Here is a 24459-nt window from a genome sequence, read left to right as displayed (position 1 = left end):
TCACTCGCGCGAAAGGACCACGACGTGTCCGCTGCCAGCTCCGGCCCCCGCGACCCAGGCCCCCACGACCCAAACCCACTCGACCCCAGGCCCGGCAACACCGGCCCGGACGGCAGCCCTGGCCCCTGTGCCGCCCAGCCTCAGGGCGACGACCGGCACCCCGCCGCTGCCGACCAAGGCCGAGACCCCGGAGACCAAGCACGAAGCCGGGCCACGGACCCCGATTCCCGCGCCAACCCGGATCCCCACCCGGCCTGGCGCCCACCACGGCCCTGGAACCAAGACCCGCCCGAACACCAGACCGCGACGCGGCACCGGGACCACACCCCCGGTCCGACCGACCATGCCACCGCCGACCGCTACCCAGGCAGGCCGAAAGCAGGTCTCGCCGTCGCGTCACTGGTCACCGGCGCGATCGGTCTCGTACTCGCCGTGTCGACCTGGGCGGCCTGGCTACTCGTGTTGCCCGGTTTCCGGGAAGCACAGCCCTACAGTTGGATCGCGGTCGTCTTCGGCCTCGTCCTCGGCGCGCTGTGGTTCCTGGTACTGCCGCTGGGAACGGTGTCGATCATCGTCGGCCTGCTGGCGACCCGGCGCGCGCCCGCGCTCGCCGCGCTGGCCCGGCTCGGCATGGTGGTCGCACTGGTGGCCCTGGCAGCCGCGCTCGGCGGTGCCGTGGTGTTCGTCATCGACGCCAGCACCGGTGCCGGGCCACCGGTCTATCCGCTCGTGTCCTCGGGCGGATAGACCGGCCCCCTTCACCCCATGCTCTTCGCGCCGTCGATCGCTTCCCTGATGATGTCGGCGTGCCCGGCGTGCTGCGCGGTTTCAGCGGCGATGTGCAGCAGCACGCGCCTCGTCGACCAGCTCTTGCCCTTCTCGAACCACGGTGCGTCGGGAAGTGGGTGAACCTCGTCGAGATCAGGGCGCGAGGCCAGCAGTTCATCGGTTCCCGCCGCCACGACCGCGTACTCCCCGAGCACCCCGGCCAGCGTCTCCCCAGGCAGCATGCGGAACTCGGCATCGCGCTCCGCCATCACCGCCGTGTCCTCCGGATTCCACTCCATCACCCCGTGGTCACCACGCGCGAAGGCAACCCACGCTCGCTCAACCGCCGTCACGTGCTTGATCAGGCCACCGAGACACAGTTCGCTCGCGGTCGTGCGCAGGCCGACCTGCTCATCGGTGAGGTCACGGGTGGTGAAGCGGAGGAAGTGCCGCAGGTGCGCCAGCTGCTCGTGCAGGTCGGCGTACTCACCGGTCAACTCGGTGCGCTGGGCGGCCTCGGTCGTCGTGCTCATCGTGGTGGTCCTCTCCGTCGTCACTGTGCTCCGTGCTGGTGAGAACCACCGTATGAATCCATCCGGTCAGTTTCCGGCCTGAATACGAAACCGCTTTACCGTGAACCAGGTCACGCCGCGGGACTCGTCGACCTCTTCCGGAAGATCCTGCCCGCGACCGGGATGACGATCGCGAGAATCGCGACCCACCACACGACAGCGAGCCACGCAGTGTTTCCCACCGGCAGGTCCATCAGCAGTCCACGCACCGAATCGACGACAAGGCTCACCGGCTGGTTCTCGGCGAACTGCCGCAACCCGTCCGGCATGGTGCTCGGCGGTACGAACGCGCTGCCGACGTAGGGAATGAACACCAACGGCATCGACATGCCGCTTGCCCCTTCCGGCGACCTGGCGAGCACCCCCAGCAGTACCGCGATCCAAGAGATCGCGACGGCGAAGAGCACGAGCAGCCCGATCGCCGCGAGCCAGGCGCCGAATCCCGCGACAGGGCGGAAACCGACGAGGAAACCGACGCCGATCATGACCGCGATCGAGACCATGTTGCGCACCACCGAAGCCGCCACATGTCCGATGAGGACAGTGGAGCTGAGCATCGGCATGGAACGGAACCGTTCCACGATGCCTTCCGACATGTCGGTGGCCGCGGCGACACTGGCGACGGTCGAGTTGAACGTGACACTCACCGCGATGATCCCGGCCACCACGTAGTTGACGTAGGTGACATCGCCCGTGTTGATGGCGCCACCAAAGAGATAGCGGAACATCAGCAGCATCATGATGGGCAGGAACAGCATCAGCATGAGCTGTTCCGGACTGCGCAGGATGTGCCGCAAACTACGCGCGATCAGCACCCTCGCGTTCCCGGCCGCCCCGGCCCACTCGGAGGAATCCTGCCTTGTGGACAGTTCGATCGTGCTCATCACTGGCCTCCCACGTGGGTTCCGGTGAGTGTCAGGAAGACATCGTCCAAAGTGGGCTTGTCGACGGTGAGGTCGTCCGGCTCGATGCCGACATCGGCGAGCCTGCCCAATATCCTCCGCACGTCCTTGGCGTGCGCGACGGGAACGCTGACCATCCGGTCCTCGCGATTCGGGTTGTCCTCCGCCAGAACGTCAGCCGCGACGGCCACGACCTCGGCGGAGCCGAAAGTCAGCACCAGCCGTTCGGCACCGACCTGGTGCTTGAGCTCGGCGGGAGTACCGTCGGCCACAACGCGCCCCCCGTCGACGACGGCGACGCGATCGGCGAGCTGATCGGCCTCCTCAAGGTACTGAGTGGTCAGCAATACGGTGACTCCCCCGGAAAGCAGTTCGCGCACGGTCGCCCACACTTGGGTGCGGCTGCGCGGATCGAGGCCGGTCGTCGGTTCGTCGAGAAACAGCACCGACGGCGACGTGAGCAGGCTGATGGCGAGGTCGAGCCTCCGGCGCATGCCGCCCGAATAGGTCTTGACCTGACGATCGGCCGCGGCCCGAAGGTCGAATTGGTCGAGCAGGTCCGCCGCTCTGCGGGACGCGCCGCCGCGCAGCCGTTGCAGCTTGCCCATCATGACCAGGTTCTCCCTGCCGGTCAGCAGTCCGTCCACCGCCGTCTGCTGACCGGTCAGCCCGATGGCGCGGCGGACCGCCCTCCCCTCGCCTGCGACGTCGTATCCGGCGACCTTCACGACACCGGAATCGAAGTCGAGCAGGGTGCTGAGGATGCGCACCGCCGTGGTCTTTCCCGCGCCGTTCGGCCCCAGCAGGGCCAGCATGGTCCCCCGCCGAACCTCCAGGTCGAGCCCTTTGAGCACGTGGTGACCGCCGTAGGACTTGCGCAGTTTCCGTACCTCGATGGCAGGCCCGTCTCTCATCGTGACCCCTCCGATTAACTGTATATGCCGTACACTTCGGTGTAAGTGATACACAGTTTTAGGATGGTCGTCAAGCACGCACGACAACGATGGGCGGCACATGCCGGAAGACAACGACGCACGGGCCAGACTCGACCTGCTCTGGGGAGGCACTCAACGCTCAGGGCGCGGACCGAAACCCAAGCTCAGCCTCGACCACATCATCCGGACCGCCATCAAGATCGCCGACACCGAGGGCATCGAGGCGGTGTCCATGCAGCGGCTCGCCTCCGCTCTCGGCTACACGACGATGTCGCTGTACCGGTACGTTCCGAGCAAAGACGCGCTCATCGAGGTCATGATCGACACGGCGGCGGGCCAGCCCGCGCCCTACACCGGGCCGCCCGACGACTGGCGTGGGGAACTCGAAGCGTGGACCTACAGCATCTGGCAGACCTACATGGAGCATCCCTGGCTGACCAAGGCCAACGTCACCGCGCCTCCCACCGGGCCGAACAACCTCGCCTGGTTCGAGGCCGCCATCGGGCCACTGTCCAGGGCGGGCGTCGCCGGAACCGACCTGATCTCGGCGACGTTGTTCCTGCTCGGCGCCGTTCGCGGGCTCGCCCAGATCGCGGTCGGCGTCGCCGGCTCCCGCACCAGCAGGGGAATCACCGCGGCCGAGGCGGCGGGCAGCTACGAGGCGACCCTGCGCGAACTCGTTGACCCGCAACGGTTTCCGCACCTGTCGGCCCTGATCGGCGAAGGCACCTTCACACCGGACGGCGAGGCCGACGAGAACGTGGACCTCGATCTCCAGTACGGCCTCCAGCGGATGCTCGACGGCATCGAGAATTTCGGTGGCCGCGATTCGAGGTGACGGCGCGGGAACTGCGAAGCGGTGACGTGAGTCCCATCCCGGGTGTCGAAAACACGACGGTGAGTTCGACACAGGGGTAGGACACACACGTGAGGGGACGACGATGAACGGGAACGAGACCGCATCAAGCCCGCCGGCGACCACGATCGGACAGCCGAAGCCACTCACCCATCGCTCGCTGGCGATGCTGCGGGCCGTCGCCGCCGGGAGGGGCCAGCTTTCCGGTAGTGCCGAGCCTGACCTGTTCATCGACGGGATGCCGTGCTGCGACCAGTTCGCCGCGCACGCGCTCACCCACGACGGCCTGGTGCGTCCCGGTCACCCCGGATCGGTCGGGCAGCGGGTTCCCGCCGTCCTGACGCCGGCTGGTGCGGCACTCGTTTCCGGTGCCGGTGCTGGTGCCGTGGTACGCGCTGGTGGTGGAGCGATAGGAGCCGGTGCCAGTGCTGGTGCCGTGGTAGGTGTCGGTGGCACGGCGGATGCCGCGATCGTGCGTGGTACCGGCGCCGCAGTCATGCGTGGTACCGGCGCCACGGCAGGTGCCATCGCCAGGACCGCCGCGTAGCTCCTGCGCCGTGCTGACCGCGCCCGGCGAGTCCCGCGTCCGTGCACGCGAGATCCGCACTCAGGGCGCCGAGATCCGCACTCCGGTCAGCGAGATCCGCGCTCAGGTCCGCGAGTTCCGCACTCCGGGCACCGAAATCCGCGCTCAGGTCCGCGAGATCCGCGCTCCGACGTCGAGTTCCGCATCCGGACCGGCGATATGCGCATTCGCGCCCCGCGAAACCAGCCCACCCACATCCGACCGCGCCGGGCTCAGACTCCGATCCACCCGGTCCGCCGAACCCTGCCCCTCCGGTAGCACTGGCAGGTTCCCTCACCGCTCAGGTTTCCCAACCCGCCGCGTCACCGCTCTCGTCACCGCCAACGCGGATCTCGCGCGCCTCACCGTGGATCTCGCCGGCCCGAGCGCGGAACTCGCCGGGCTGAGCGCGGAACTCGCCGTCCTGGATGCGGATCTCGGCGCCCCGAGCGCGGATCTCGCCGGCCCGAGCGCGGGACTCGCGCACGAACGGGAGACTCGCGGATCGAGGCAGACCGTCAGGGCCTGGGCACGTTGCGCAGGTTCGAGCGCGCCAGGTCGACCATCTTGCCGACCCCGCCGGTGAGCACCACCTTGCTTGCGGCCAGCGCGAACCCCCGCACCTGAGCCGCCGTGATCTTCGGCGGCATCGACAGCGCGTTCGGATCGGTCACCACGTCGACCAGGGCCGGCCCAGGGTGAGCCAGCGCCTCGGCTAGCACGTCTCGCACGTCGGCCGGATCGGTGACCCGGACGCTGTGGATCCCGGCCCCCGCCGCGATGGCGGCGAAATCGACGCCCGCGTGATCGGTCTGGTAATCCGGCAACCCGTCCACCAGCATTTCCAGTTTCACCATGCCGAGTGACGAATTGTTGAAGGTCACGATCTTGACCGGCAGTTCGTGCAGTTTCACGGTGAGCAGTTCGCCGAGCAGCATGCCGAGTCCGCCGTCGCCGGACATCGAGATGACCTGCCTGCCGGGGTAGGCGAGCTGCGCTCCGATCGCGTGTGGCAACGCGTTGGCCATCGAACCATGCAGGAAGGAACCGATGACCCTCCTGCGCCCGTTGGGTGTCACGTAACGCGCGGCCCACACGTTGCACATCCCGGTGTCCACAGTGAACACCGCGTCGTCGGCGGCGAGGTCGTCGAGTACGTCGGCGACGTACTCGGGATGAATGGGTACGTGCCGCTCGACATCGCGCGTGTACGCGTCGACGACGTTCTCCAGCGAGCGGCAGTGATCCCGCAGCATTTCGTCGAGAAACCGGCGATCGGTCTTCTCCCGCAGCGCTGGAAGCACCGCCCTGATGGTCTCGCGGACGTCACCGTGCACCCCGAGCCTCAGCGGGGTGCGCCTGCCCAGTCTCGTCGCGTCGTGATCGACCTGCACCGTGCGGGCGCCGGGAAGGAAGCTGTCGTAGGGAAAGTCGGTGCCGAGCAACAGCAACAGATCGGCCTTGCGCATCGCGTCATAGCACGCGCCGTAGCCGAGCAGGCCGCTCATCCCGACGTCGTAGGGATTGTCGAACTGGATCCATTCCTTGCCACGCAAGGAATGACCGACCGGTGACTTGAGGATTCCGGCGAGTTCCATGACCTCGGCGTGCGCGTCGGCGACGCCCGCGCCGCAGAACAGGGTCACGGTCTCCGCCTCGTCGAGCATCGAGGCCAGCTGGTCCACCTGAGCCGCGGTCGGCGTCAGGGTCGCCGATTCGGTGACGAACAGGCTCGTGCCCGTGGACTCTTCGGCATCCATCTGGGCGACATCGCCCGGCAACACCAGTACCGAGACCTCGCCCCTGGACAGCGCGTGCTGGATCGCGATGCGCTGGATCCGGGGAAGCTGTCCCGGCTGACTGATCACCTCGCAGTAGCCACTACAGTCGAGGAACAATCGCTCCGGATGGGTTTCCTGGAAGAACCCGGTGCCGATCTGGTTCGAGGGGATGTGGGAGGCCAGCGCGAGCACGGGGGCGCCCGTGCGGTGCGCGTCGTAGAGCCCCTGAACGAGATGGGTATTCCCAGGTCCGCACGACCCGGCGCACACCGCCAGCCTGCCGGTGAGCTGCGCTTCCGCCGCCGCGGCGAACGCCCCGGCCTCCTCGTTGCGCACATGTACCCAATCGATGCCCGGTGTCCGCCTGATCGCGTCGACGACCGGGTTGAGGCTGTCGCCGACTACACCGTAGATCCGCGACACTCCCGCCTGTACCAGCACCTCGACGAACTGGTCGGCGACCGACCCCTTTGCCATCGGGTTCCTCCCATCGCGCGCGGTCCCTCCGGCGCTGACTCGATTGTCGAGGCCAGCCCGCCGATCCGCAGCGCTCTCGGCTCGTCGGCACGATGCACGCGGGGCCCCGATCGTGGCGGTGGCGGGGTTCCGCCTGGCCGGATGGGCCACTCGATGCCCGGACCGGGGATCTCGACGACGCCAGCGCGGATCTCGCCGTCCCGAGTGCGGATATCGGCGGCCTGAGCGCGGATCTCGGCGGCGGGGGCTGGGGACTCGCGAACAGCACGCGCGGCTCGGCTTCGCGCGCGCCCAACTCGCGCCGAACTGGTGTGACTCGGGGCACTTTTCGCGGCGACGGACGGCGTGAGCCCCGGCGCCACCCGGGGGCGATTTGTTCGAAATATTCACTATTCACACAGCCCCGGCCTTTTATGCCGAGCCCTATTTCCCGGCCTGCCACAGCGCCGAACCCCAACCAGCGCATCACATTACCTGCTCTTTTCTTTTTTCTTTCAGAACGAAACTAAAAGAACGCCACCAGCACGGCCATAACACCAGAAACCCCGCCCCCACCAGGGATTCAATATGTGGGAGCCGGTGGACCAGACAATGGACTTCTGCCACGATCGTTCCTCGGGCGAGCATTACGAGAACTATTGCCGCCGCAGGAAATTGTTCCCGCGCGAAGCAGGGGTCCGCATGCAAACATTGCTGCTGTTCGGTCTGGCCGGGTTTCTGGCCCAGCTCGTGGACGGCTCGCTCGGAATGGCGTTCGGGGTCACCGCGACCACCACGCTCGTCACGGTGGGCACGGCTCCCGCCGTCGCCTCCGCCGCCGTGCACTTGGCCGAGGTGGGAACATCGCTGGCTTCCGGAGTCTCGCACTGGCGGTTCCGCAACATCGACTGGCGCACCGTGGGCATCCTCGCCCTCCCCGGCGCCATCGGCGCCGTGCTCGGCGCCTACGTACTCACCTCGCTGTCGACGGAATCGGCCTCGGTGTGGATCACCACGATCCTGCTCGTACTCGGTTTGTACGTACTGATCCGCTTCGCGTTTCTCAAGCTGGGCAAGCTGATCACCAACAAGCGGCCCGGCGCGAAGTTCCTCGGCCCGCTCGGTCTCGTCGCCGGGTTCGTCGACGCCAGCGGCGGTGGCGGCTGGGGACCCGTCGCCACCACGACGCTGCTGTCCTCCGGCAGGCTGGAGCCGAGGAAGGTCGTCGGCTCCGTCGACACGTCCGAGTTCATCGTCGCGCTCGCCGCGAGCGTCGGCTTCTTCTTCTCGCTCTCCAGCGAGCACGACCTGAACTACACGGTGGTCGCCGGGCTGATGATCGGCGGCGTGCTGGCCGCACCGGTCGCGGCCTGGCTGGTGCGCAGGATGCCGCCCCGGATTCTCGGAGCCGCCGCGGGCGGGCTCATCGTGTTCACCAACGCGAGGACGCTGCTCACCACATCGGGCGCCGGGACCACGCTGACGATCTCGGTGCTCGTGGCGATCGTCGCGCTGTGGGCTGCTGGACTGACCGCGGCGGTCCGTTCGGTGCGGGCGGAGAAGCGGCTCAACGCTCTCGTCGGAGAGGACGGCCAGACCGAAGAACCGGCCAAGCTGCCCACCTCGTGACGGTTCAGCGACGCTCGGGATCGGTGTAGACGGCGAACTCCTCCAGCAGTTGCTCGTCGTGCAGCAGGGTGTCCCTGACCTCCTTGCCCAGCGCGGCGGCCACCTCGGCGACCAGCGCCTGCGCGAGTGAGGTGAAGGCGGTGACCGACCGCAACACCGAGGGCCCCGCCGCGTCGACGAAGAACACCTGGTCGGCCAGCGGGACGAGCGGCGAGGAGGCGTTGTCGGTCAACGCGACGCACCGGGCTCCGCGGGCGCGCGCCCACTCGGCGGCGCGCACGGTCTCGGCGCTGTAGCGGTGGATCGAGATCGCGACGAACGCGTCCCCTTTCCTGATCCTGCGCAGGCTGTCGGTGAGCGTTCCCGCTTCCGCGGTGATCGTCTCGGCATCCTCCCTGACCATCCGCAGCAGATAACCCAGCAGGTAGGCCACCGCGTGGCACTTGCGAAGGCCGAGCACGTGCACCCGTGGCGCCTCGGCCAGCGCCGCGACCGCCTGCCCCCACCGCTCGGTGTCGATCCTGGCGAACGTGCGCGCGATGTTGGCCGAATCGAGTTCGGCGGCCCGCCTCGGCAGACCGCCCTCCTCGGCGCCGCGTTGTTCGAGCAGGTCGAAACGCCGAAGGAGCTGTGCCTGCTCCCTCAGTTTTTCCCTGCACAGTTTCTTCAGCTCGGGAAAGCCCTTGAACCCGATGGCGCTCGCGAACCGGACGACCGTGGCCTCGTTGACGCCGACGGCGGAGGCCAGGTCGTACACGGTCATGAAGGCGACGCCTTCGGGGTCGGCCATGACCCGTTCGGCGAGCAGGCGGTGCGACCGGGACAGCTCGGGCAGCGTGTCCTGAAGCCGGGCCGCGAGCTCGTCGAAGGTGGAGGGAGCGGTGCTCGTCATGCGCCCATCATGCCGTCAGTCCTCTTTCGATCGCCGCGATGATCTCCGGCCGGAGGTCGGCCGCCTGGATCACCGCGTCCACCGAACCCACCTCGACCGCCCTCCGGATACTGTGCACGCCGTCGAACTCGGCCGCGACCTCGCCCAGTTTCTCGGCCCGCACCGCCGTGCGCACCTCACTGAGCTGGGTGCCGAGTGCGGCGCGCTCGGCCCCGCCGGCTTCGGCGAGCCGGGCCTCCAGCTCCCTGACGCGCTCGTCACCAGCCGTGCGCGCGTTGACATCACCAGCGAAGACGACCGCGGCCGCCGGGGCCCCGCCGAGCACCGAGGCGAACGAGCCGTCGACGGCGAGCACCGTCATGTTCTCGTTGAGGGCCTTGGAGAACACGACGAACGCGCCGCCGTGGTAGCGGGAGATCACGCAGAACACGATGGGGCCGACGAAGTTGACGATGGCCCTGCCGATCTCGGCGCCGTATTCGAGCTGAAGCTTCCGCATCGACTCGGGCGAACCGTCGAAACCGGACAGATTGGCCAGTACGACGAGCGGCCGGTTGCCGCTTGCCGCGTTGATCGCACGGGCCGCCTTCTTCGAAGAGCGGGGGAACAGGGTTCCCCCGGTGTAGGTGTCGGGCCCGTCGGTGGGCGGGAAGCCGCGCCGGGGCACCGCCCTCGACTCGATCCCGAGCAGGCACACCGGCCAGCCGCCGAGGTGCACGTCCTGCACGACGGCCGTCTCCGCGTCGGCCATACCGGCCCACCGCTCCAGCACGGCGTGGTCCTGGTCGGCGACGGCCCGCATGACGGTGCGGATGTCGAAGGCCTTCTTCCGGTCGGGGTTGGCCTCGCGGGAGAAGATCTCGCCGACGGTGGTGAAGTCGCTTCCGGCGACGTCGTGCGGGAAGGAGGAAATGTCTCTTCCAGCGGGGTCGCTGGTCTCCGCCCTGCGGGGCATCGACTCACCAGGCGCGACGTAGGCGTGGTCGTAGTGCGCCATCAGCACGTTGCGCGCACCGGCGAGGTCGGGCGCCCAGTACTGCGCCTGACCGTTCGGTCCCATGACCCGGTCGTAACCGCCGATACCGAAGTTGTCCTCGGCGGAAACGCCGCCGGAAAAGTCGAGTGACTGCTTTCCGGTGAGCACCATGGCCGAGTCGGGCGTCATCACGAGGATGCCCTTGGTGTGCATGAGCATCGTGGCCTCGGCGTTCCAGTAGGGCTGGGCGCCGACGTTGATCCCGGCGACGACGACGTTGATCTCGCCACCGTCCTGAGTGAACCGCACGATCCGCTTGAGCGCGGCGGCCACCCAGTCCATGTTCTCCGTTCCGGAGTCCATGGCGATCCGCGCGCCAGCCGACAGCGCGAACCACTCGACCGGAACCCGCAGCCGCTCCGCGAGGTCGAGCGCCGCGATGACCCTCGCGCACTCCGGTTCCGACAGCGCGCCGAGCGCCTTGGTCGGGTCACCGAGCAGCACCACCCTGGTCATGCCCTCGGGGTAGCGCTCGGTCACCGACGTCACCACACCGGCCACGATTCCGGCCGTGTTCCTGCCCTTCGGGCGGTCGACGGGCACGAGCGAAGCCGGGCGTGCCTCGTCCAGGTCGTACTCCTGGAACGTGCCGCCCTCTCCGGCGAGCATCCCGGTGAGCTCGTAGGGGTAGACCGTGTCTCGCCTGCGGGCTCGCAGCACCTTCTGCCCGTAGTCGTCGAGCGGCTCGATCGGCTCCGTCGGAGGGTCCACTATGGACAGCCGAACCCCGGAGTCGTGGGTGTAGGAGATGCGCACGGCGATGTCGGTCAGCTCGCCGGTGTCGGCGTCGCGTTGCCTGCCGAGGAAAAGCACCTCCTCAAGCCCGGCGCCCGCGGTGGTAGGCAGCACGCGGTGCGCGATCGCCTTCAGGTCGTCGACCGTCAGCTCGCTCGGCGGCCACACGTAGAGCAGCACCCTGTTGGTGTCGAACCGCTTCTTCGCCGGCCGCTTCGCCTGCACCTTGCGGATCGCGTCGAGGCAGGCGTCCAACGTGCCCTCGACGGCTGGCAACGCCAGGATCCGGCCCTCGTCGTCGCGCAGCGGAGTCAGGTCCCGCACCTGCGCCATCGCGACGAGGCGTTCGTCGGCGCGGTTTTCCGGTGCCACGCAACGGAAAAGGTAGACCTCCTCGTCGGCGGAGGGAAGCCGGGTGAGGTCGAAGTCCCGCCACCGCCGCAACTCGAACCGCTGGGCGATCAGCGGGTGCAGGCCACGGATGAGCCGGTCCTCGGCAAAACCTCCCCTGCCACCGTCCTCGTTGGACGGCCGGAAAGTGAAATGGTGGTGCATGGCCGCGCCGCTGTTGCCCGCGACCGTGGCGGTCACCCTGCGCACCGTTTCCGGCAGCGACACCCGCGCGAGCGTCTCGCCGAGGACGGTCGCCATGGCCTCGGCTTCCTTCGGCTGCCGCGCCCAGGTCAGGTAGATGTCGACGACGAGCGAGTCGGCCGAACCGGCTTCGGCCGTGGAAGCCACCGCGCTCAGCGCGTCCGCGACGTCGGCGAAATCCGCTGCCGTCGCGACCAGCCGCCGCCTTCCGCCGTGCTCGTAGTCGCCCACGTAACACACCGTGCCGCCGTGCCTGACGAGCCGCGCATTGTCCAGACCACTGCTGCGGTAGTAGCGGCGGCTGAGCACCTCAAGCAGCGAGCCGGGGTCGGCTCCCCTTAGCCCGATCCGCTGTCCGGCGACCCTGACCAACGGTTCGGGGCTCGCGACCATCTCGGCGATGTGGTCCTCGCGGTCGGCCGCCTCGGGGAACTCGTCCAGATAGCGCAGCGACTTCCGCACCCTGGCGTAGATCTCCGCGCGGTTGCGGCGGAGCATCGGCTGGGCGAACCAGCGGAACACGACGCCGCGGGCGAGGTCACCGACGACGGGGAACCGCAGCTGGGTCGCGACGATCAGGTGTTCCAGCGTCTGCCCGACGGTCTGCCTGACGTCGGCGGCGGGCGCGGGTTCGGTCAGCCACCGTTGCAGCAGCGTCGTGATGACGGTGACGTCGGAAGCGGCCCGCTGCTGGGCGAGGAAGATCCGGAACACCGCCTCCTCCAGCTCGGGACCGCGTTCGAGGTCGGTGACCCCGTAGTGGCCGAGGACGCGGCCGAGCCGCTGCTGGAACGTCTCGGACAGTCCCGCCCGCTCGACGTCGAGGCTTTGCAGGTAGGTGTGGAAGAACTCGCGCGAGCTGTGCACCCTGGTGTCGGCCTTGGTTTCCTCGCCAGCCGGCCGGTTGCGGCTCAGCTCGGACAGATCGGCGAAGACCCGCAGCAGCTCGACCTCGCCTCGGGTCGGCCGCTCCCCCGCATCCGGCAGAGCCAGCAGTTCGGCTCGGGCCGCGAGGTAACCGGCGAGGGCGCCGCTGTCGTCGTGTGGGTCGATGTCGAAGCCGAGCAGCCTGCTGCGCAGGTCAGCCAGCCCAGCTGCGGCCCTGCGGGACGCGGCGACGCCGCCGGGTTCGGGCGGCAGTTCCAGGTCGACTCCCGGTGCGGCGGCCCCGTCGGTGTCGTCGGTCTCGTCACCGAGCGGTTCCAGCCGAAGCAGCGGCGCCCCCGTCTCCACCTGGCTGCCGACGGCGACGGGCCGTTCCCGCAGCGTCGCGCGGAACGGCGCGCGCAGCACCGTCTCCATCTTCATGCTCTCCAGCACCAGCACGGGCGCACCGGCCTCGACCTCGTCGCCGACCTCGACGGGGGTGGCGACCACCAGCGCGGGGGCCGGCGAGCGCACCACGCCGCCCTCGTCCCTGCTGACCCGGTGGCTCGCGCCGTCGACCTCGACGAGGTGGACCGGACCGAAGGTTCCGGTGACGAACCGGAATCGCTGCCCGTTGGCGATCAGCTGGCCCGCGCGCTCGTCGAACCGGTCGATCTCGACGTCGACGTGATGTACGGCCGCGTCGTCGGCGATCCCGACCCGGAACCGCTTCGGCCCGGTGCGGGCCACCGTGACCCGGTAACCGACGCCGCGCAGTTTGAGGTCGATCGGCCGCCCGCTCTCGTGCTGAACCTGGGGCCGCCCCCCGAAGGCCGTCTGGAGGAGCCGCTGGCGCTCGGCACGTTCCTCGTCCTCGTATGCCTCGATCGCGGCGGTGGCCAACGCGATACCGGAATGCTTGCTGGACACGAGCCGCCCCTGCGCGCGGACCCTGTCGATCCAGCCGGTGTCGGCGCTGGCCTCGATGACCTCCGGCGCGTCGAGCAGGTCGAGCAGGAAACTCTTGTTGGTGCTTCCGCCCTCGATGAGCACGGTCGTCTCGGCGACGGCCCTGCGCAGCCTCGCCAGCGCCTCGTCCCGGTCGCGGCCATAGGCGATGATCTTGGCGATCATGGAGTCGAAGTCGGCGGGGATGGTGTCGCCCTCGCTGACCCCGGTGTCGACGCGAATACCGGGGCCCGCCGGCAAACCGAGCAGCGCGATCCGGCCTGGCGCGGGCGCGAAGTCGCGGTCGGGGTCCTCCGCGTTGAGCCGCGCCTCGACCGCGTGTCCCAATTCGGCGGGGACGGGGCCGGTCAGCTTCTCGCCGGCCGCGACGGCGAGCTGAGCCTTGACCAGGTCCATCCCGGTAGTGGCCTCGGTGATGGGGTGCTCGACCTGGAGCCGCGTGTTGACCTCGAGGAAGGCGAACAGCTTCTCGCCAGGGTGGTAGAGGAACTCGACGGTGGCGGCACCTCGGTAGCCGACGGCGACGGCCAGCCGCTCCGCCGACGCCTTGAGTTCGCTGGTCTGCGCGTCGTCGAGCAGCGGCGAGGACGACTCCTCGATGACCTTCTGGTTGCGGCGCTGCACGGAGCAGTCGCGAACGCCCAGCGCCCACGCCGTTCCCTGTCCGTCGGCGATCACCTGGACCTCGACGTGCCGTGCCCCGGTGACGAGCCGTTCGAGGAACACGACCCCGCTGCCGAAAGCCCTCGCTGCCTCGGCGCTGGTGCGCTCATAGGCATCCCGGAGTTCGTCGTCGCTCGTGACGACCCTGATGCCCCTGCCTCCGCCGCCCGCGGTTGCCTTGAGCATGAGCGGGTAGCCGATTTCCTTGGCCGCGAGCAAGGCAGCGTCGATGTCGGCGACCGCGCCCCTGCTCCACGGCGCGACCGGGACGCCGACCTCCTCCGCGATGAGCTTGGCACCGATCTTGTCGCCGAGCTTGCGCATGGCCTCGGCGTCGGGGCCGATGAAGGTCACCCCGAGCCTGGCGCACAGTTCCGCGAAAGCCGGGTCCTCCGCGACGAAGCCCCAGCCGACCCACGCGGCATCGGCGCGAGTGTCGACCAGCGCGCGTTCCAGCACGGCCAGGTCGAGGTACGGTCGCGCGGACGCGGCGCCGAGGCAGTAGGCGTGGTCGGCCTCACGCACGAACGTCGCCGTGCGGTCGGCGTCGGTGTAGAAGGCAATCGTTTCGAGCTGGTGTCCGCCTCCGGCGTTGACCTCCCGGACTGCGTGGATCAACCGCATCGCGGCCTCTCCCCGGTTCACGATGGCGACACGAGTGAACAACCGAAAAACCTCACATATCCCGACGACGTCCAAGGCGACCAACACGACCGGGGACACGGCACAAGGCACGCCGGGGCCGGGCGGGGTCACCACACCTTGGTCCACCCTTCCCGTTACCGGGCGGCCGGGTAATGCTGACAGGCACCACTCGACCCGACCCAGGTTTGTAGGGTGTCGCCAAAAGTGCCGGGCGGGCCCCCTGCCGCTACCGGTGATCATGGTGTCGCAGCTCACCGCGCGGGCCCGCCGACGAAAGCTACACTCCGCCGCGAGTGAAGCTGACGGACAAGGCGGTCTGGATGGCGAACGAGCGGCGTTCCGTGCTCCGCAGGGCTCTGCGGATCCTCGACACCTTCTCCGATTCAGCCAACGACCTGAACCTCTCCGAGATCAGCCGCCGCTCCGGCGTCCCACTCACCACGGCCCACCGCATTGTCGGGGAGCTACACGCGTGGGGCGCGCTCGAACGCAACGAGGCGGGCGAGTACCGCATCGGGCTGCGGCTGTGGGAGGTCGCCGCCCTCGCGCCCCGCTCGGTCGGGCTACAGCGCATCGCGCTGCCGTTCATGCAGGACCTCTACGAGACCACGCACCGGGGTGTCCACCTCGCCGTCCGCACTCAGGACGAGGTCGTGTTCGTCGAGCGATTCGTCAGCCCCGAGCGCGCGAGCGCCCGGCCGAGGGTCGGCGGGCGCTATGCCCTGCACGCCACGGCGGTCGGGCTGGTACTGCTTGCCCACGCCCCCCTCGAACTCCAGGAGGACGTGCTTGGCGGGCCGCTGGAGTCGTTCACCCCGCAGACCTACTCCAGCGGGCGGGAACTGCGCCAGGTGCTCGCCGACGTGCGGCGCAGCGGATACGCCGTCAGCGACCGGCAGATCGACCCGGACTTCGTGTCGGTCGCGGCGCCGATTCGCGGCGCCGACGACACCGTCGTCGCCGCCCTCTCGCTGATCGTTCCCTACACCGAGTCGCACGGGCCCGGCCTCGGCCATCTCGTGCAAGCCACCGCGCGCGGGATCTCCCGCGCACTGGGCGCGCACCGTCCTTCCAATATGCGGAAAGGTGGCTAGCCCCTGACGCGGTGGCCGGGTGAATCTCGTCCGAGCCGGTCACAGGGTGGTGGCCGGCGATGAGGGAACAAGGAGACCCATCGTGCCTGCTCACTCGCTGACCCCACCGTCCCCTTCGGCCTTTTCCAGGAGGTCGTTCCTCCGCCGTTCCGCACTCGCCACCGCGCTGGCGGCAGCGGGCCCCACCGTGCTGAGCGCCTGCGGAGCCAGCCCCGCCGCCGGCGGTGGCGGCGACGGGCCCACGTTCCTGAGCTACCTGCCGCTGGAGACCCTTTCGATGGCGCCCGAACTGCTCGCCGTCGCGGGCGGTCATTTCGGCAAGCACGGCCTCGACGTGACCCTCCAGCCGGTGAAGGGCTCGCCGCAGGCCATGCAAACCCTGCTCGCCGGGGTCGGGCCGGTCACCAGGATCGGCCAGATCGACGTGATGACGGCGGTCGCCGAATCGGACCAGCCTCTCGTCAACATCGGCACGCTCACCAGGGGTTCGTCGTTGCGCTTCGTCTACAGCAAGGAGAATCCGCTGACGAAACCGGAGGATTTCGTCGGCAAGACGATGGGCGTGCCCTCCGAAGGCGGCACCAGCAGCAAGGTCGTCTCACTCGTGCTCGCCAACGCCGGGCTCGACCCTTCGAAGACACCACGCCAGGTCGTCGGCCTCACTCCCGGCACGTTCAACCTCGTGCAGCAGGGCAGGCTCGCCGGGTACGTGGTCAGCATCGACACCGCCAACATCGTGCTCTCCCAGCATGAGGACGCGGCCGCGTTCGATCCCGGAACGACCGTGCGCTCCGACTCGCAGTGCTACGTCGCCGACCGCAACATCGTGCGGGACGACCCCGACACTCTCAAGGCGTTCCTCGCCGGAATCCAGGACGCGCTCGCGGCGTTCGTCGCCGACGAGAACTTCGAGGAAACCCTTGGCGTGCTGAGGGAAAAGTACTCCTTCGCGACGCTGGACGACGACGCGATCGCCGTCCAGAGCCTCACCGCGATGCGCGAACTGTGGACCGGCGGCGACCCGGCCGCGCCGCTGCTCGTCACCGACGAGGCCGAATGGAAGGCGGGCTACGACGAACTGACCGCCGCCGACGAGGCAGCGCCCGGCGGCGATTCCTCGACGTGGTTCGACAACAGCCTGCTCCCCGCAGCCGCGGCCTGACAAGCAGCACGACCAGCACAGCAGGACCCGCCGAAGGAGTCCCATGTCCGCGCATCACACCGACACACTCGCCCCCGCGACGAAAGCGGGGGACGACGACCGCGCCACCGAGGTCCCGAAACTCGAACTCATCGGCGTCGGCAAGGAGTTCCGCACCAAACGAACCACCACACAGGCACTCTCCGGCATCACGCTGAGCATCAGTGACGGCGAATTCGTCGCCGTGATCGGCAGGTCCGGCTGCGGGAAAACGACGCTGCTTCGCACGCTGGCCGGTCTGCTGAGTCCTTCGGAAGGCCGTATTCTCGTCGAGGGCAGACCACTGTGGAGCGGGTCCACAGTGGATTCCTCGGTGGTCTCCCAACTGGGCGTGGTCTTCCAGGAGGCCAACCTGTTCCCGTGGTATTCGGTCGCCGACAACATCGCGCTGCCACTGAAACTGCGGGGCGACGACAAGCGATACCGCCACCAACGCGCCTACGAGCTTGCCGAACTCGTCGGATTGCAGGGATTCGAGAAGTCCTACCCACGAGAACTTTCCGGCGGTATGCGGCAGCGGGTCGCGATCGCGCGGGCACTCAGCACGCACCCGAAACTGCTGCTGATGGACGAGCCCTTCGGCGCACTCGACGCGCTCACCAGGGAACGCATGAACCTGGAACTGCAACGGATCGCGCTCGCGGCGCACGCGACCGTCGTGTTCGTCACGCACGACATCACCGAGGCGGTGTTCCTCGGCGACAGGGTCGTCCAACTGTCGCCCAGGCCGGGAAGGATCAGTGAGATCCGCCCCATCACCTTCGCCCGGCCACGGGACATGGACGTACAAACCGAACCGCGATTCGGTGCGATCGTGCGCGAACTGCGGCACGCACTGGACGGGGAGGGCTGAGCATGTCGAAGGAACGCCTACACAAGCTGTTGCCGTGGATCGGCACTCCGTTGATCCTCATCGTGTTTTTCCTGCTGTGGGACCTGTTCGTGCGCGTGAACAACATGTCCGAACTCGTGCTCCCCCGGCCTGGAACGGTGTTCACCGCGCTCGGTGAGGTGGTGAGCAACCCCGAGACGTGGGCCCACGCCAGGGTCACCGCGATGGAAACCATCGGCGGCTTCGCCATCGCGCTCGTCTGCGGTATCGCGGTCGGCGCGGTTCTGGGCAAGGTTCGCTGGGTCGAACGCAGCCTGCGGCCGCTGATCGTGGCCTCACAGGTCGTCCCCAAGGTGGCGCTGATCCCGCTGTTCGTCATCTGGTTCGGCTTCGGCATGACCTCGAAGGTGATCATGTCGGCGATGCTGGCCTTCTTCCCCATCATGCTCAACGTGCAGCTCGGGGTGCGTTCCGTCGAATCGGGCCAGCGCGACGTCATGAAGGCGCTCAACGCCAGCCGCTGGCAGACGTTCAAGCACCTGGAACTCAAGAGCACGATGCCCTACGTCTTCGCCGGTATGGAAGTCGGCATCGTCTTCGCCATCATCGGCACCATCGTCGGCGAGTACCTCGGCGGCAGTGAGGGGCTCGGCTACCTCGTGGTGCGCACCCTCAACGAACTCGACGCGCCCGCGCTGTTCGCGGTGATCATCCTGCTCTCCGTACTCGGCCTGCTGTTGTACTTCCTCGTCAACGGGCTCAAGCGGTTCTTCATCCCCTGGCACGAATCGGTGTACAGCCAGCACGACGTCAACGGATGAGCACCGGCCGCTTTCCGGTTCTCCCACAGGATCTCGCACAGGAGAAGCAATGCCTCACGAGCTCACCGAGCTGAAGATCAAGACAGTGACCAGGCCGTCCGAGCGGCCGACCGAACGGATCAGCGCGGGCATCTGCGTCGTCGGCGCGGGAATCGCCGGGCTGTCCGCCGCGGTGGAAGCACGGAAACTCGGCCACTCGGTCGTCCTCGTCGACGCGCTTCCGGTACTGGGCGGGCAATGCGTCAACTCGCTCATCGGACTGTTCTGCGGTGTGTACGGCAACGGGCCCGAATACCGTCAGCTCACCCACGGCATCTTCGATCCCATGTTCGCCGACCTCGGTTCCACCGGCGACATCCACTTCAACCGCAGCCACACCATGACCGTCAACTACGACGAGGTCGCGCTGTCGAGGTGGATCGAGAATCTGGTGCACTCACTGGACATCCAGGTCGTGCTCGGCGCGTCCGTGCTCGACGTCGACCGCGAGGGCGGCAAGCTCGGCCGCGTCACCTTCGCCACCCGGCACGGCGTCGTCGAGGTCGCCGCGGACGGTTTCGTCGATGCCAGTGGTGACGCCGCGCTCACCTGGGAGGCGGGCTTTCCCTGCCGGGTTCCCGAACGCACCATCTGGGGTTCGCAGCAAATCAGGCTGGAGAACCTGCGCGAAGAACTCCGGCCCGAACACGCCGAACTGTCGGCGAGGGTGCGGGAAAAGGCCGACGAGTACGGCCTGCTGCGCAAAGACGGGCTCGCCTTCTTCTTCCCTGGCCGCAACACGGCGGTGATGAACATGACCCACGTCGAGGCACCGCTTGGGGCGGTGAGAGCGGCGAAAGCGCAACTGGAAGGCAAAGCCCAGGCCGACCGGGTCGTCGAATTCCTCCGCAAGGAATTCCCCGGCGCGTTCGGCGAAGCAACGGTCCGGATCTACGGATTTCCCGGAAGAAGGCAGACTCGCTGGATCGCGGCCAGCCACCAGCTGAGCATCGACGAGGTGCGCCACGGCACCCGATTCGCCGACGCCGTGGCCCGCACGGCCTGGCCCATCGAACTGCACGACCAGCCGGAAGGCTACGTGTGGGAGACCTACGACGCCGACCACGTGCACTACGTGCCACTGCGCAGCCTGCTGCCGGAAGGAGCGCACAACCTCGTCGCGGCGGGCAGGTGCGTCGACGGGGACGCAGCGGCGTTGTCGAGCGTGCGGGTCATGGGCCCGTGCGCCGCCATGGGGCACGGCGCGGCACACGCTCTCGATCTCGCGGGGGGCGACAGCGTCCACGACATCGATCACACCGAACTCAGGAAACGGCTCTACGACAACGTGGACCGCTGAGGGAGACCGGTGCGCGGCGGGTCCATGCCCGCCGGGCACCGGCTTTCCGCTCAGGGGGTGACGACAGGGAAGTCGGGGTCGAACTCGTCGAGCACGGCCGCGTAGTCGTCGAGGACGCTCGGGTCGCCGCTGACCGCGATTTTCCCTTCGGCGAGCAGGCCCTTCGCCGCGGCCGGGGTGAGCAGGATCGCGGCGGCGAGAACTTTGGCTGCCCGCACGGTCAGCGGCGGGTTCGTCGCGCCCGGCCGCGCGTTGAGCACGCCATGCCGGATCCACACCGTCCAGGTCTCACCGAGATCGGTGAACTCGACGTCGAACCACACGTCCGCGTCCGCTGCCTTCTCTCCGATGACGTGGACGGCCGCGAAGTCGAAGAGTATGTCGACCGGCATGCCCGCGATCGTGTCGGTGCTCGCCGTCGCGAAGACGGCAGGCGCGATCCCCTCGCGCAATTCCTTGGCCGCGGTGAGGAAGATGCCACGCCACTGTGGACCTTCGGCCTGATACCCCATCTGTTCGTAGGCGTCGGCTTGCAGCTTCTTGGCCGTCGTGTCCTCGGGGTCGGCGAAAACGAGATGGTGCAACACCTGTGTGGCCCAGCGGTAGTCGCCGTTCTCGACGGCTCGCCGCCCCTCGGCGAGGATGGCGTCGCGGCCGAACGCGGCGACATAGCGCGCGGCGGTGTCGACCGAGGCACTTGGCGCCGCCAAAACCTACGCCGCCCGGCACGGCTACGAGATCGACGCCAACCGCGAGCTGATCGGCATGGGCGCCGCGAACGCGGGCGCGGGACTCGCGGCCGGAATGGTCGTCAACGGCTCACTCTCCAAAACGGCCGTCAACGGAGGGGCCGGCGCGAAAAGCCAGGTCTCCGGCCTTGTCGCCGCCGCGCTCACGCTGCTCACGCTGCTTTTCCTCACCCCGGTGTTCGAATCGCTGCCGGAGGCGACTCTCGCCGCGGTGGTCATTGCCGCCGTCGTCGAACTCGTCGACGTCGGCGCCCTGCGGCGACTGTGGAACCTGGCGACCCCACTGACCCGGCGCCTGTACGGCGGCGCCGACCGAGGCGACTTCTGGGGCGCCGCCGCGGCGATGACCGGTGTGCTCGTGTTCAGCACGCTCCCCGGGCTGGTCATCGGCGTCGTGATCTCACTGTTGCTGCTGCTCGCCCGCGCCTCCCGCCCCCACGTCGCCGAACTCGTGCGCAGCGGGCACGGTCTGTGGGTCGACCTCGCCCGGCGCACCGCCCTCGACAAGGACGGAGGGACCGCTGCCGAAGGTGCACTCGTCGTGCGAGTGGAATCCGGTCTGTTCTTCGCCAACGCCGACGCGGTCCGCGCCGGAGTACGGGCGCTGGCCGCCGAACGCGCCGAGGCGCACGGCATCAGGCTCGTCGTCCTCGACGCGGAGACGGTGCCCTTCATCGACGTCGCCGCCGCGGACATGCTCGTCACGCTCGCGAAGGATCTCGCCCGCGACGGCATTCGTCTCGTGCTGGCCCGCGACATCGGGCGGGTGCGCGTCGTCCTGCGCATGGCCACCACCAAGGCCGAACTGCCTCCGGTACACCGGGACATCGACACCGCGATCGCCGCCGAGCTGCCTCCCCGAGGGTGAACCGCCCGCGGGAACGCACCGATCGTGCGCCGTTCCGGCCCTGACGTTACTTTTCGCGTCACGCGGGGGACTCGACTGCCGACGCCGTCGAATTTCCGGAAGGTGGGCAGATCCGTGGGAGCGGCCATCGGTCAGTTCCTGCCCATCGCGGTGGGCGTGCTCATCAGCCCGCTGCCGGTCGTCGCGGTCGTCCTCATGCTGGTGAGCGGAAAGGCGAAGGCCAATGCCCTCGCCTTCCTGCTCGCCTGGTTCGTATCCGTCGCGGCGATCGTCACGGTCGTGGCGATCCTCGTCGGCGGTGCCGCTGGCGACGCAGCCTCCCGGCCGGCCTGGGTGGCGTGGGTCAAGATCGCGCTCGGCGCCCTGTTGCTGCTCCTCGCGGGCTCACAGTGGCGTGGCCGCCCGCGTCAGGGCGCGACGCCCGAGACACCGAAATGGATGACGGTGATCGACGCCTTCACACCCGTCAAGGCCGCGGGCCTCGCCTTCGTACTCGGCGCCGTCAATCCCAAGAACCTGCTGCTCGTCGTTTCCGGTGGCGCGGCGATCTCCGCGGCGGCACAGGGGACATCCACGCGACTGGTCGCGGCCCTCGTGTTCGCGGTGATCGCCACCCTCGGCGTCACCGCGCCTTTCGTCATCTACCTCGCGATGGGGACCAGGGCACACACCATCCTCGACGCGCTGAAAACCTGGATGATCCAGCACAACGCGATCATCATGACCGTCCTGCTGCTCATCATCAGCGCCAAGATGATCGGCGACGGCGTCTCCGCGCTGTGACGTCCTGCCCGTCATGGACGGGTCGCGGCCCGCTGCCGTTCTCGTCGCGCCCTGAGCTTCGCCCTCTTGGTACCGCCGACCGCCGACAACGCGATGTCCACGTACCGGTCGGCAAGTTCCTCAGGCGACAGCGCGCCCCCCGGCTGGTACCACTTCGCGATCGACTGGCACATGCCGAGCACCGCCCTCGCCGATTCGGCAGGCAGAGTGGCACCGAAGAGTCCTTCCTCCGCCCCCGCTTCCACGATGCCGGCGAGCAGCGTCTCGACTTCCCTGCGTCGGCCGCCGTACTTGCGGCGGTTGGCAGGCGAGAGGTGCCGCATCTCCTGATCGAGTGAGGCCAGCCGGACGCGATGCGTCATGTGCAGCACGATCGCCTCGACCACCAGCGCGAACCGGACGTCGGCCCGGTCACCGCCTTCGACGGCCGCCGCCTTGGTGCGCCAGCCGACGTCGGCGGCGGCGAGGTCGAGCAAGGCCGCGAAGACGCCTTCCTTGCTGTCGTGGTGGTAATAGAGCGACGGAACGGTCTGGCCGACCCTGCGCGCGATGTCCCTCACGGTCGTGCCGTGAAAGCCCTGCTCGTAGAAGGCGTCGAGCGCCGCTTCGAGGATGGGGGTCAGGTCGAGCGGAGCGAAACACCGCCAGTCGACACCGTCCGTCGGCCTGGCCGCGATGCCGTTCCGTCGTGCCATGTCCCACCCATCGAATGCCTGCCGGACATCGAGCACCCTACACACGTGCACGTGCATGTGCACGTGTATTTGGGCGTGAATTCAGGGCATCGTCAGAACAATCTTGCCGAGCGCGGTGCGATCCTCCAGCGACCGCAGAGCCGAAGCCGCGTCGGCAAAGGCATGCCTGACCGGTGGCAACGGCGCGAGAGTTCCCTCGGCTAGCAGGGGAGCCAGCTCGTCCCACTGCTCGCGCGCGTAGCCGGGATGGGTACGCAGGAACTCGCCCCACGCGACACCCACCACGGCCGTATTGCCCAGCAACAGCCGGTTGACCTTCACCGTCGGGATGTCGCCGGCCGCGAATCCGATCACGAGCACCCTGCCCTCAGGGGAAAGGCTCCGGAGGCTGTCGGTGAACCGGTCGCCTCCCACCGGGTCCACGACGATGTCCACTCCCCTGCCGCCGGTCAATTCGGCAACCGACGAGCGCCAGCCCCCGGTGAGCACGACGTCGGTGGCACCGGCCGCGCGCGCGGCGGCGGCCTTGCGGTCGTCACTGACCACGGCGATCGTGGGCAGGCCGAGCGCCCGGCACACGTCCAGCGCCGCGATTCCCACACCGCCCGCGGCACCGTGCACCAGCACCGTCTCGCCCGGCCGCGCCCTCGCCCTTCTGCGCAACGCGAACCAGCACGTCAGGTAGTTGACCGGCAACGCGGCGGCGACCTCGGCACTGACGTTGCCCGGCAGGGGAAGCGCCATGCCGGGATCGACGGCGACCACCTGCTGCCAGGTACCGCCGAGGTCGATGACCGCGACCCGCTGTCCCTCGCGCAGATCACAGCCCGCCGGCACCTGCCGCACCGTGCCGGCAGCCTCCCCGCCGAGCACGAACGGCGGGTCACTCTTGATCTGGTACAGCCCCTTCGCGCGCAACAGGTCGGGGAAAGCCACTCCGGCGGCTTCGACCTCGACCACGACCTTGCCCTCGCCGTCCGGCTCCGCGACCTCGGCGGTCCGCACCCCGGAAGGCCCGGTCAGTTCCTCGACTCGCTGCACCAGCATGCGCTGCCCTTTCGCTCGGCTCCACGTCGGCCAAGCCCACGGTAGTTCCCGATCACGCGCCAACCCGGGATGCCGCCGCGACTCCACGCTGGGGACGTGCCCCCGGCACGCTCCGCCGCGCGGAACGCCGGCGTCGTGGGGGATCCGGTGAAACGTGCCCAGGAC

General features: G+C 68.6%; 21 protein-coding genes. 11 read left to right on the top strand and 10 right to left on the bottom strand.

The genetic code is table 11. The features are described 5' to 3' along the window. Positions 1-24 precede the first annotated feature (24 nt). On the top strand, positions 25-747 hold the full coding sequence (locus tag BAY61_RS14040; RefSeq protein ID WP_091798046.1) for a hypothetical protein: 723 nt from the start codon (positions 25-27) through the stop codon (positions 745-747). An 11-nt stretch (positions 748-758) separates the two neighbouring features. Here the strand turns inward: BAY61_RS14040 and BAY61_RS14035 are convergent, their stop codons facing one another. From BAY61_RS14035 to BAY61_RS14025, 3 genes are all read right to left on the bottom strand, one after another. Beyond that, a complete protein-coding gene (locus BAY61_RS14035) occupies positions 759-1301 on the bottom strand; it encodes a DinB family protein (protein ID WP_091798937.1) in 543 nt (180 codons plus the stop codon). 110 nt (positions 1302-1411) lie between these two features. Then, positions 1412-2224, bottom strand: coding sequence for an ABC transporter permease (locus BAY61_RS14030; RefSeq protein ID WP_091798043.1), 813 nt, complete (start codon positions 2222-2224; stop codon positions 1412-1414). Next, positions 2224-3156: an ATP-binding cassette domain-containing protein gene (locus tag BAY61_RS14025; protein WP_091798040.1), complete on the bottom strand. Its 933-nt coding sequence runs from the start codon at positions 3154-3156 to the stop codon at positions 2224-2226. Before BAY61_RS14025 ends, BAY61_RS14030 begins: the two co-directional genes overlap by 1 nt. A gap of 100 nt (positions 3157-3256) precedes the next feature. Here BAY61_RS14025 and BAY61_RS14020 point away from each other — a divergent pair, with 100 nt between their 5' ends. Together BAY61_RS14020 and BAY61_RS34005 are read left to right on the top strand one after the other, a co-directional pair. Further along, a complete protein-coding gene (locus BAY61_RS14020; RefSeq protein WP_091798037.1) occupies positions 3257-4015 on the top strand; it encodes a TetR/AcrR family transcriptional regulator in 759 nt (252 codons plus the stop codon). A 103-nt stretch (positions 4016-4118) separates the two neighbouring features. After that, positions 4119-4580, top strand: coding sequence for a hypothetical protein (locus BAY61_RS34005; protein ID WP_420848733.1), 462 nt, complete (start codon positions 4119-4121; stop codon positions 4578-4580). A 319-nt stretch (positions 4581-4899) separates the two neighbouring features. Here the strand turns inward: BAY61_RS34005 and BAY61_RS14010 are convergent, their stop codons facing one another. Both BAY61_RS14010 and BAY61_RS14005 read right to left on the bottom strand, forming a co-directional pair. Continuing rightward, entirely contained in the window at positions 4900-5085 is a 186-nt protein-coding gene (locus BAY61_RS14010) for a hypothetical protein (protein WP_091798034.1), read from the bottom strand. A 31-nt stretch (positions 5086-5116) separates the two neighbouring features. Next, the gene (locus tag BAY61_RS14005) at positions 5117-6856 is read right to left on the bottom strand and encodes a pyruvate dehydrogenase (protein ID WP_091798031.1); all 1740 of its coding nucleotides are present in this window, start codon (positions 6854-6856) and stop codon (positions 5117-5119) included. 681 nt (positions 6857-7537) lie between these two features. Between BAY61_RS14005 and BAY61_RS14000 the strand changes: the two genes are divergently transcribed. After that, positions 7538-8464, top strand: a complete 927-nt coding sequence (locus BAY61_RS14000; protein ID WP_091798029.1) for a sulfite exporter TauE/SafE family protein — start codon at positions 7538-7540, stop codon at positions 8462-8464. Positions 8465-8468: 4 nt separating this feature from the next. Here BAY61_RS14000 and BAY61_RS13995 read toward each other — a convergent pair whose 3' ends face one another. Next, positions 8469-9356 (bottom strand): MurR/RpiR family transcriptional regulator, encoded by an 888-nt coding sequence (locus tag BAY61_RS13995; RefSeq protein ID WP_091798027.1) that lies wholly within the window; start codon positions 9354-9356, stop codon positions 8469-8471. Between the two features lie 7 nt (positions 9357-9363). Next, the gene (locus BAY61_RS13990) at positions 9364-14886 is read right to left on the bottom strand and encodes an ATP-binding protein (protein WP_091798934.1); all 5523 of its coding nucleotides are present in this window, start codon (positions 14884-14886) and stop codon (positions 9364-9366) included. Positions 14887-15158: 272 nt separating this feature from the next. Between BAY61_RS13990 and BAY61_RS13985 the strand changes: the two genes are divergently transcribed. From BAY61_RS13985 to BAY61_RS13965, 5 genes are all read left to right on the top strand, one after another. Next, positions 15159-15959 carry an IclR family transcriptional regulator gene (locus tag BAY61_RS13985; protein WP_245866077.1) on the top strand — a complete coding sequence of 267 codons (801 nt, stop codon included), beginning with the start codon at positions 15159-15161 and terminating at the stop codon, positions 15957-15959. 82 nt (positions 15960-16041) lie between these two features. After that, complete coding sequence (locus tag BAY61_RS13980; RefSeq protein WP_091798024.1) at positions 16042-17121, top strand: ABC transporter substrate-binding protein; 1080 nt, start codon at positions 16042-16044, stop codon at positions 17119-17121. 43 nt (positions 17122-17164) lie between these two features. Continuing rightward, the gene (locus BAY61_RS13975) at positions 17165-18013 is read left to right on the top strand and encodes an ABC transporter ATP-binding protein (protein ID WP_091798022.1); all 849 of its coding nucleotides are present in this window, start codon (positions 17165-17167) and stop codon (positions 18011-18013) included. A gap of 2 nt (positions 18014-18015) precedes the next feature. After that, positions 18016-18813, top strand: a complete 798-nt coding sequence (locus BAY61_RS13970; RefSeq protein WP_091798020.1) for an ABC transporter permease — start codon at positions 18016-18018, stop codon at positions 18811-18813. A gap of 49 nt (positions 18814-18862) precedes the next feature. Further along, on the top strand, positions 18863-20152 hold the full coding sequence (locus BAY61_RS13965) for an FAD-dependent oxidoreductase (protein WP_091798018.1): 1290 nt from the start codon (positions 18863-18865) through the stop codon (positions 20150-20152). A 50-nt stretch (positions 20153-20202) separates the two neighbouring features. On the opposite strand, the gene BAY61_RS13960 is transcribed toward BAY61_RS13965, so the two are convergent. Then, entirely contained in the window at positions 20203-20862 is a 660-nt protein-coding gene (locus tag BAY61_RS13960) for an alkyl sulfatase C-terminal domain-containing protein (protein WP_211323430.1), read from the bottom strand. On the opposite strand from BAY61_RS13960, the gene BAY61_RS13955 reads away from it, so the two are divergent. Together BAY61_RS13955 and BAY61_RS13950 are read left to right on the top strand one after the other, a co-directional pair. Beyond that, positions 20834-21769 carry a SulP family inorganic anion transporter gene (locus BAY61_RS13955; protein WP_245866075.1) on the top strand — a complete coding sequence of 312 codons (936 nt, stop codon included), beginning with the start codon at positions 20834-20836 and terminating at the stop codon, positions 21767-21769. The two genes, BAY61_RS13960 and BAY61_RS13955, sit on opposite strands and share 29 nt — an antisense overlap. A gap of 114 nt (positions 21770-21883) precedes the next feature. After that, a complete protein-coding gene (locus BAY61_RS13950; RefSeq protein ID WP_091798015.1) occupies positions 21884-22552 on the top strand; it encodes a GAP family protein in 669 nt (222 codons plus the stop codon). A gap of 11 nt (positions 22553-22563) precedes the next feature. Here BAY61_RS13950 and BAY61_RS13945 read toward each other — a convergent pair whose 3' ends face one another. Further along, a complete protein-coding gene (locus BAY61_RS13945) occupies positions 22564-23247 on the bottom strand; it encodes a TetR/AcrR family transcriptional regulator (protein ID WP_091798927.1) in 684 nt (227 codons plus the stop codon). 81 nt (positions 23248-23328) lie between these two features. Continuing rightward, positions 23329-24294, bottom strand: coding sequence for an NADPH:quinone oxidoreductase family protein (locus BAY61_RS13940; protein WP_091798012.1), 966 nt, complete (start codon positions 24292-24294; stop codon positions 23329-23331). Positions 24295-24459 lie beyond the last annotated feature (165 nt).

The organism is Prauserella marina, from assembly GCF_002240355.1.
Classification (GTDB): Bacteria; Actinomycetota; Actinomycetes; order Mycobacteriales; family Pseudonocardiaceae; genus Prauserella_A; species Prauserella_A marina.
This window is presented reverse-complemented; position numbering and strand designations above follow the sequence as displayed.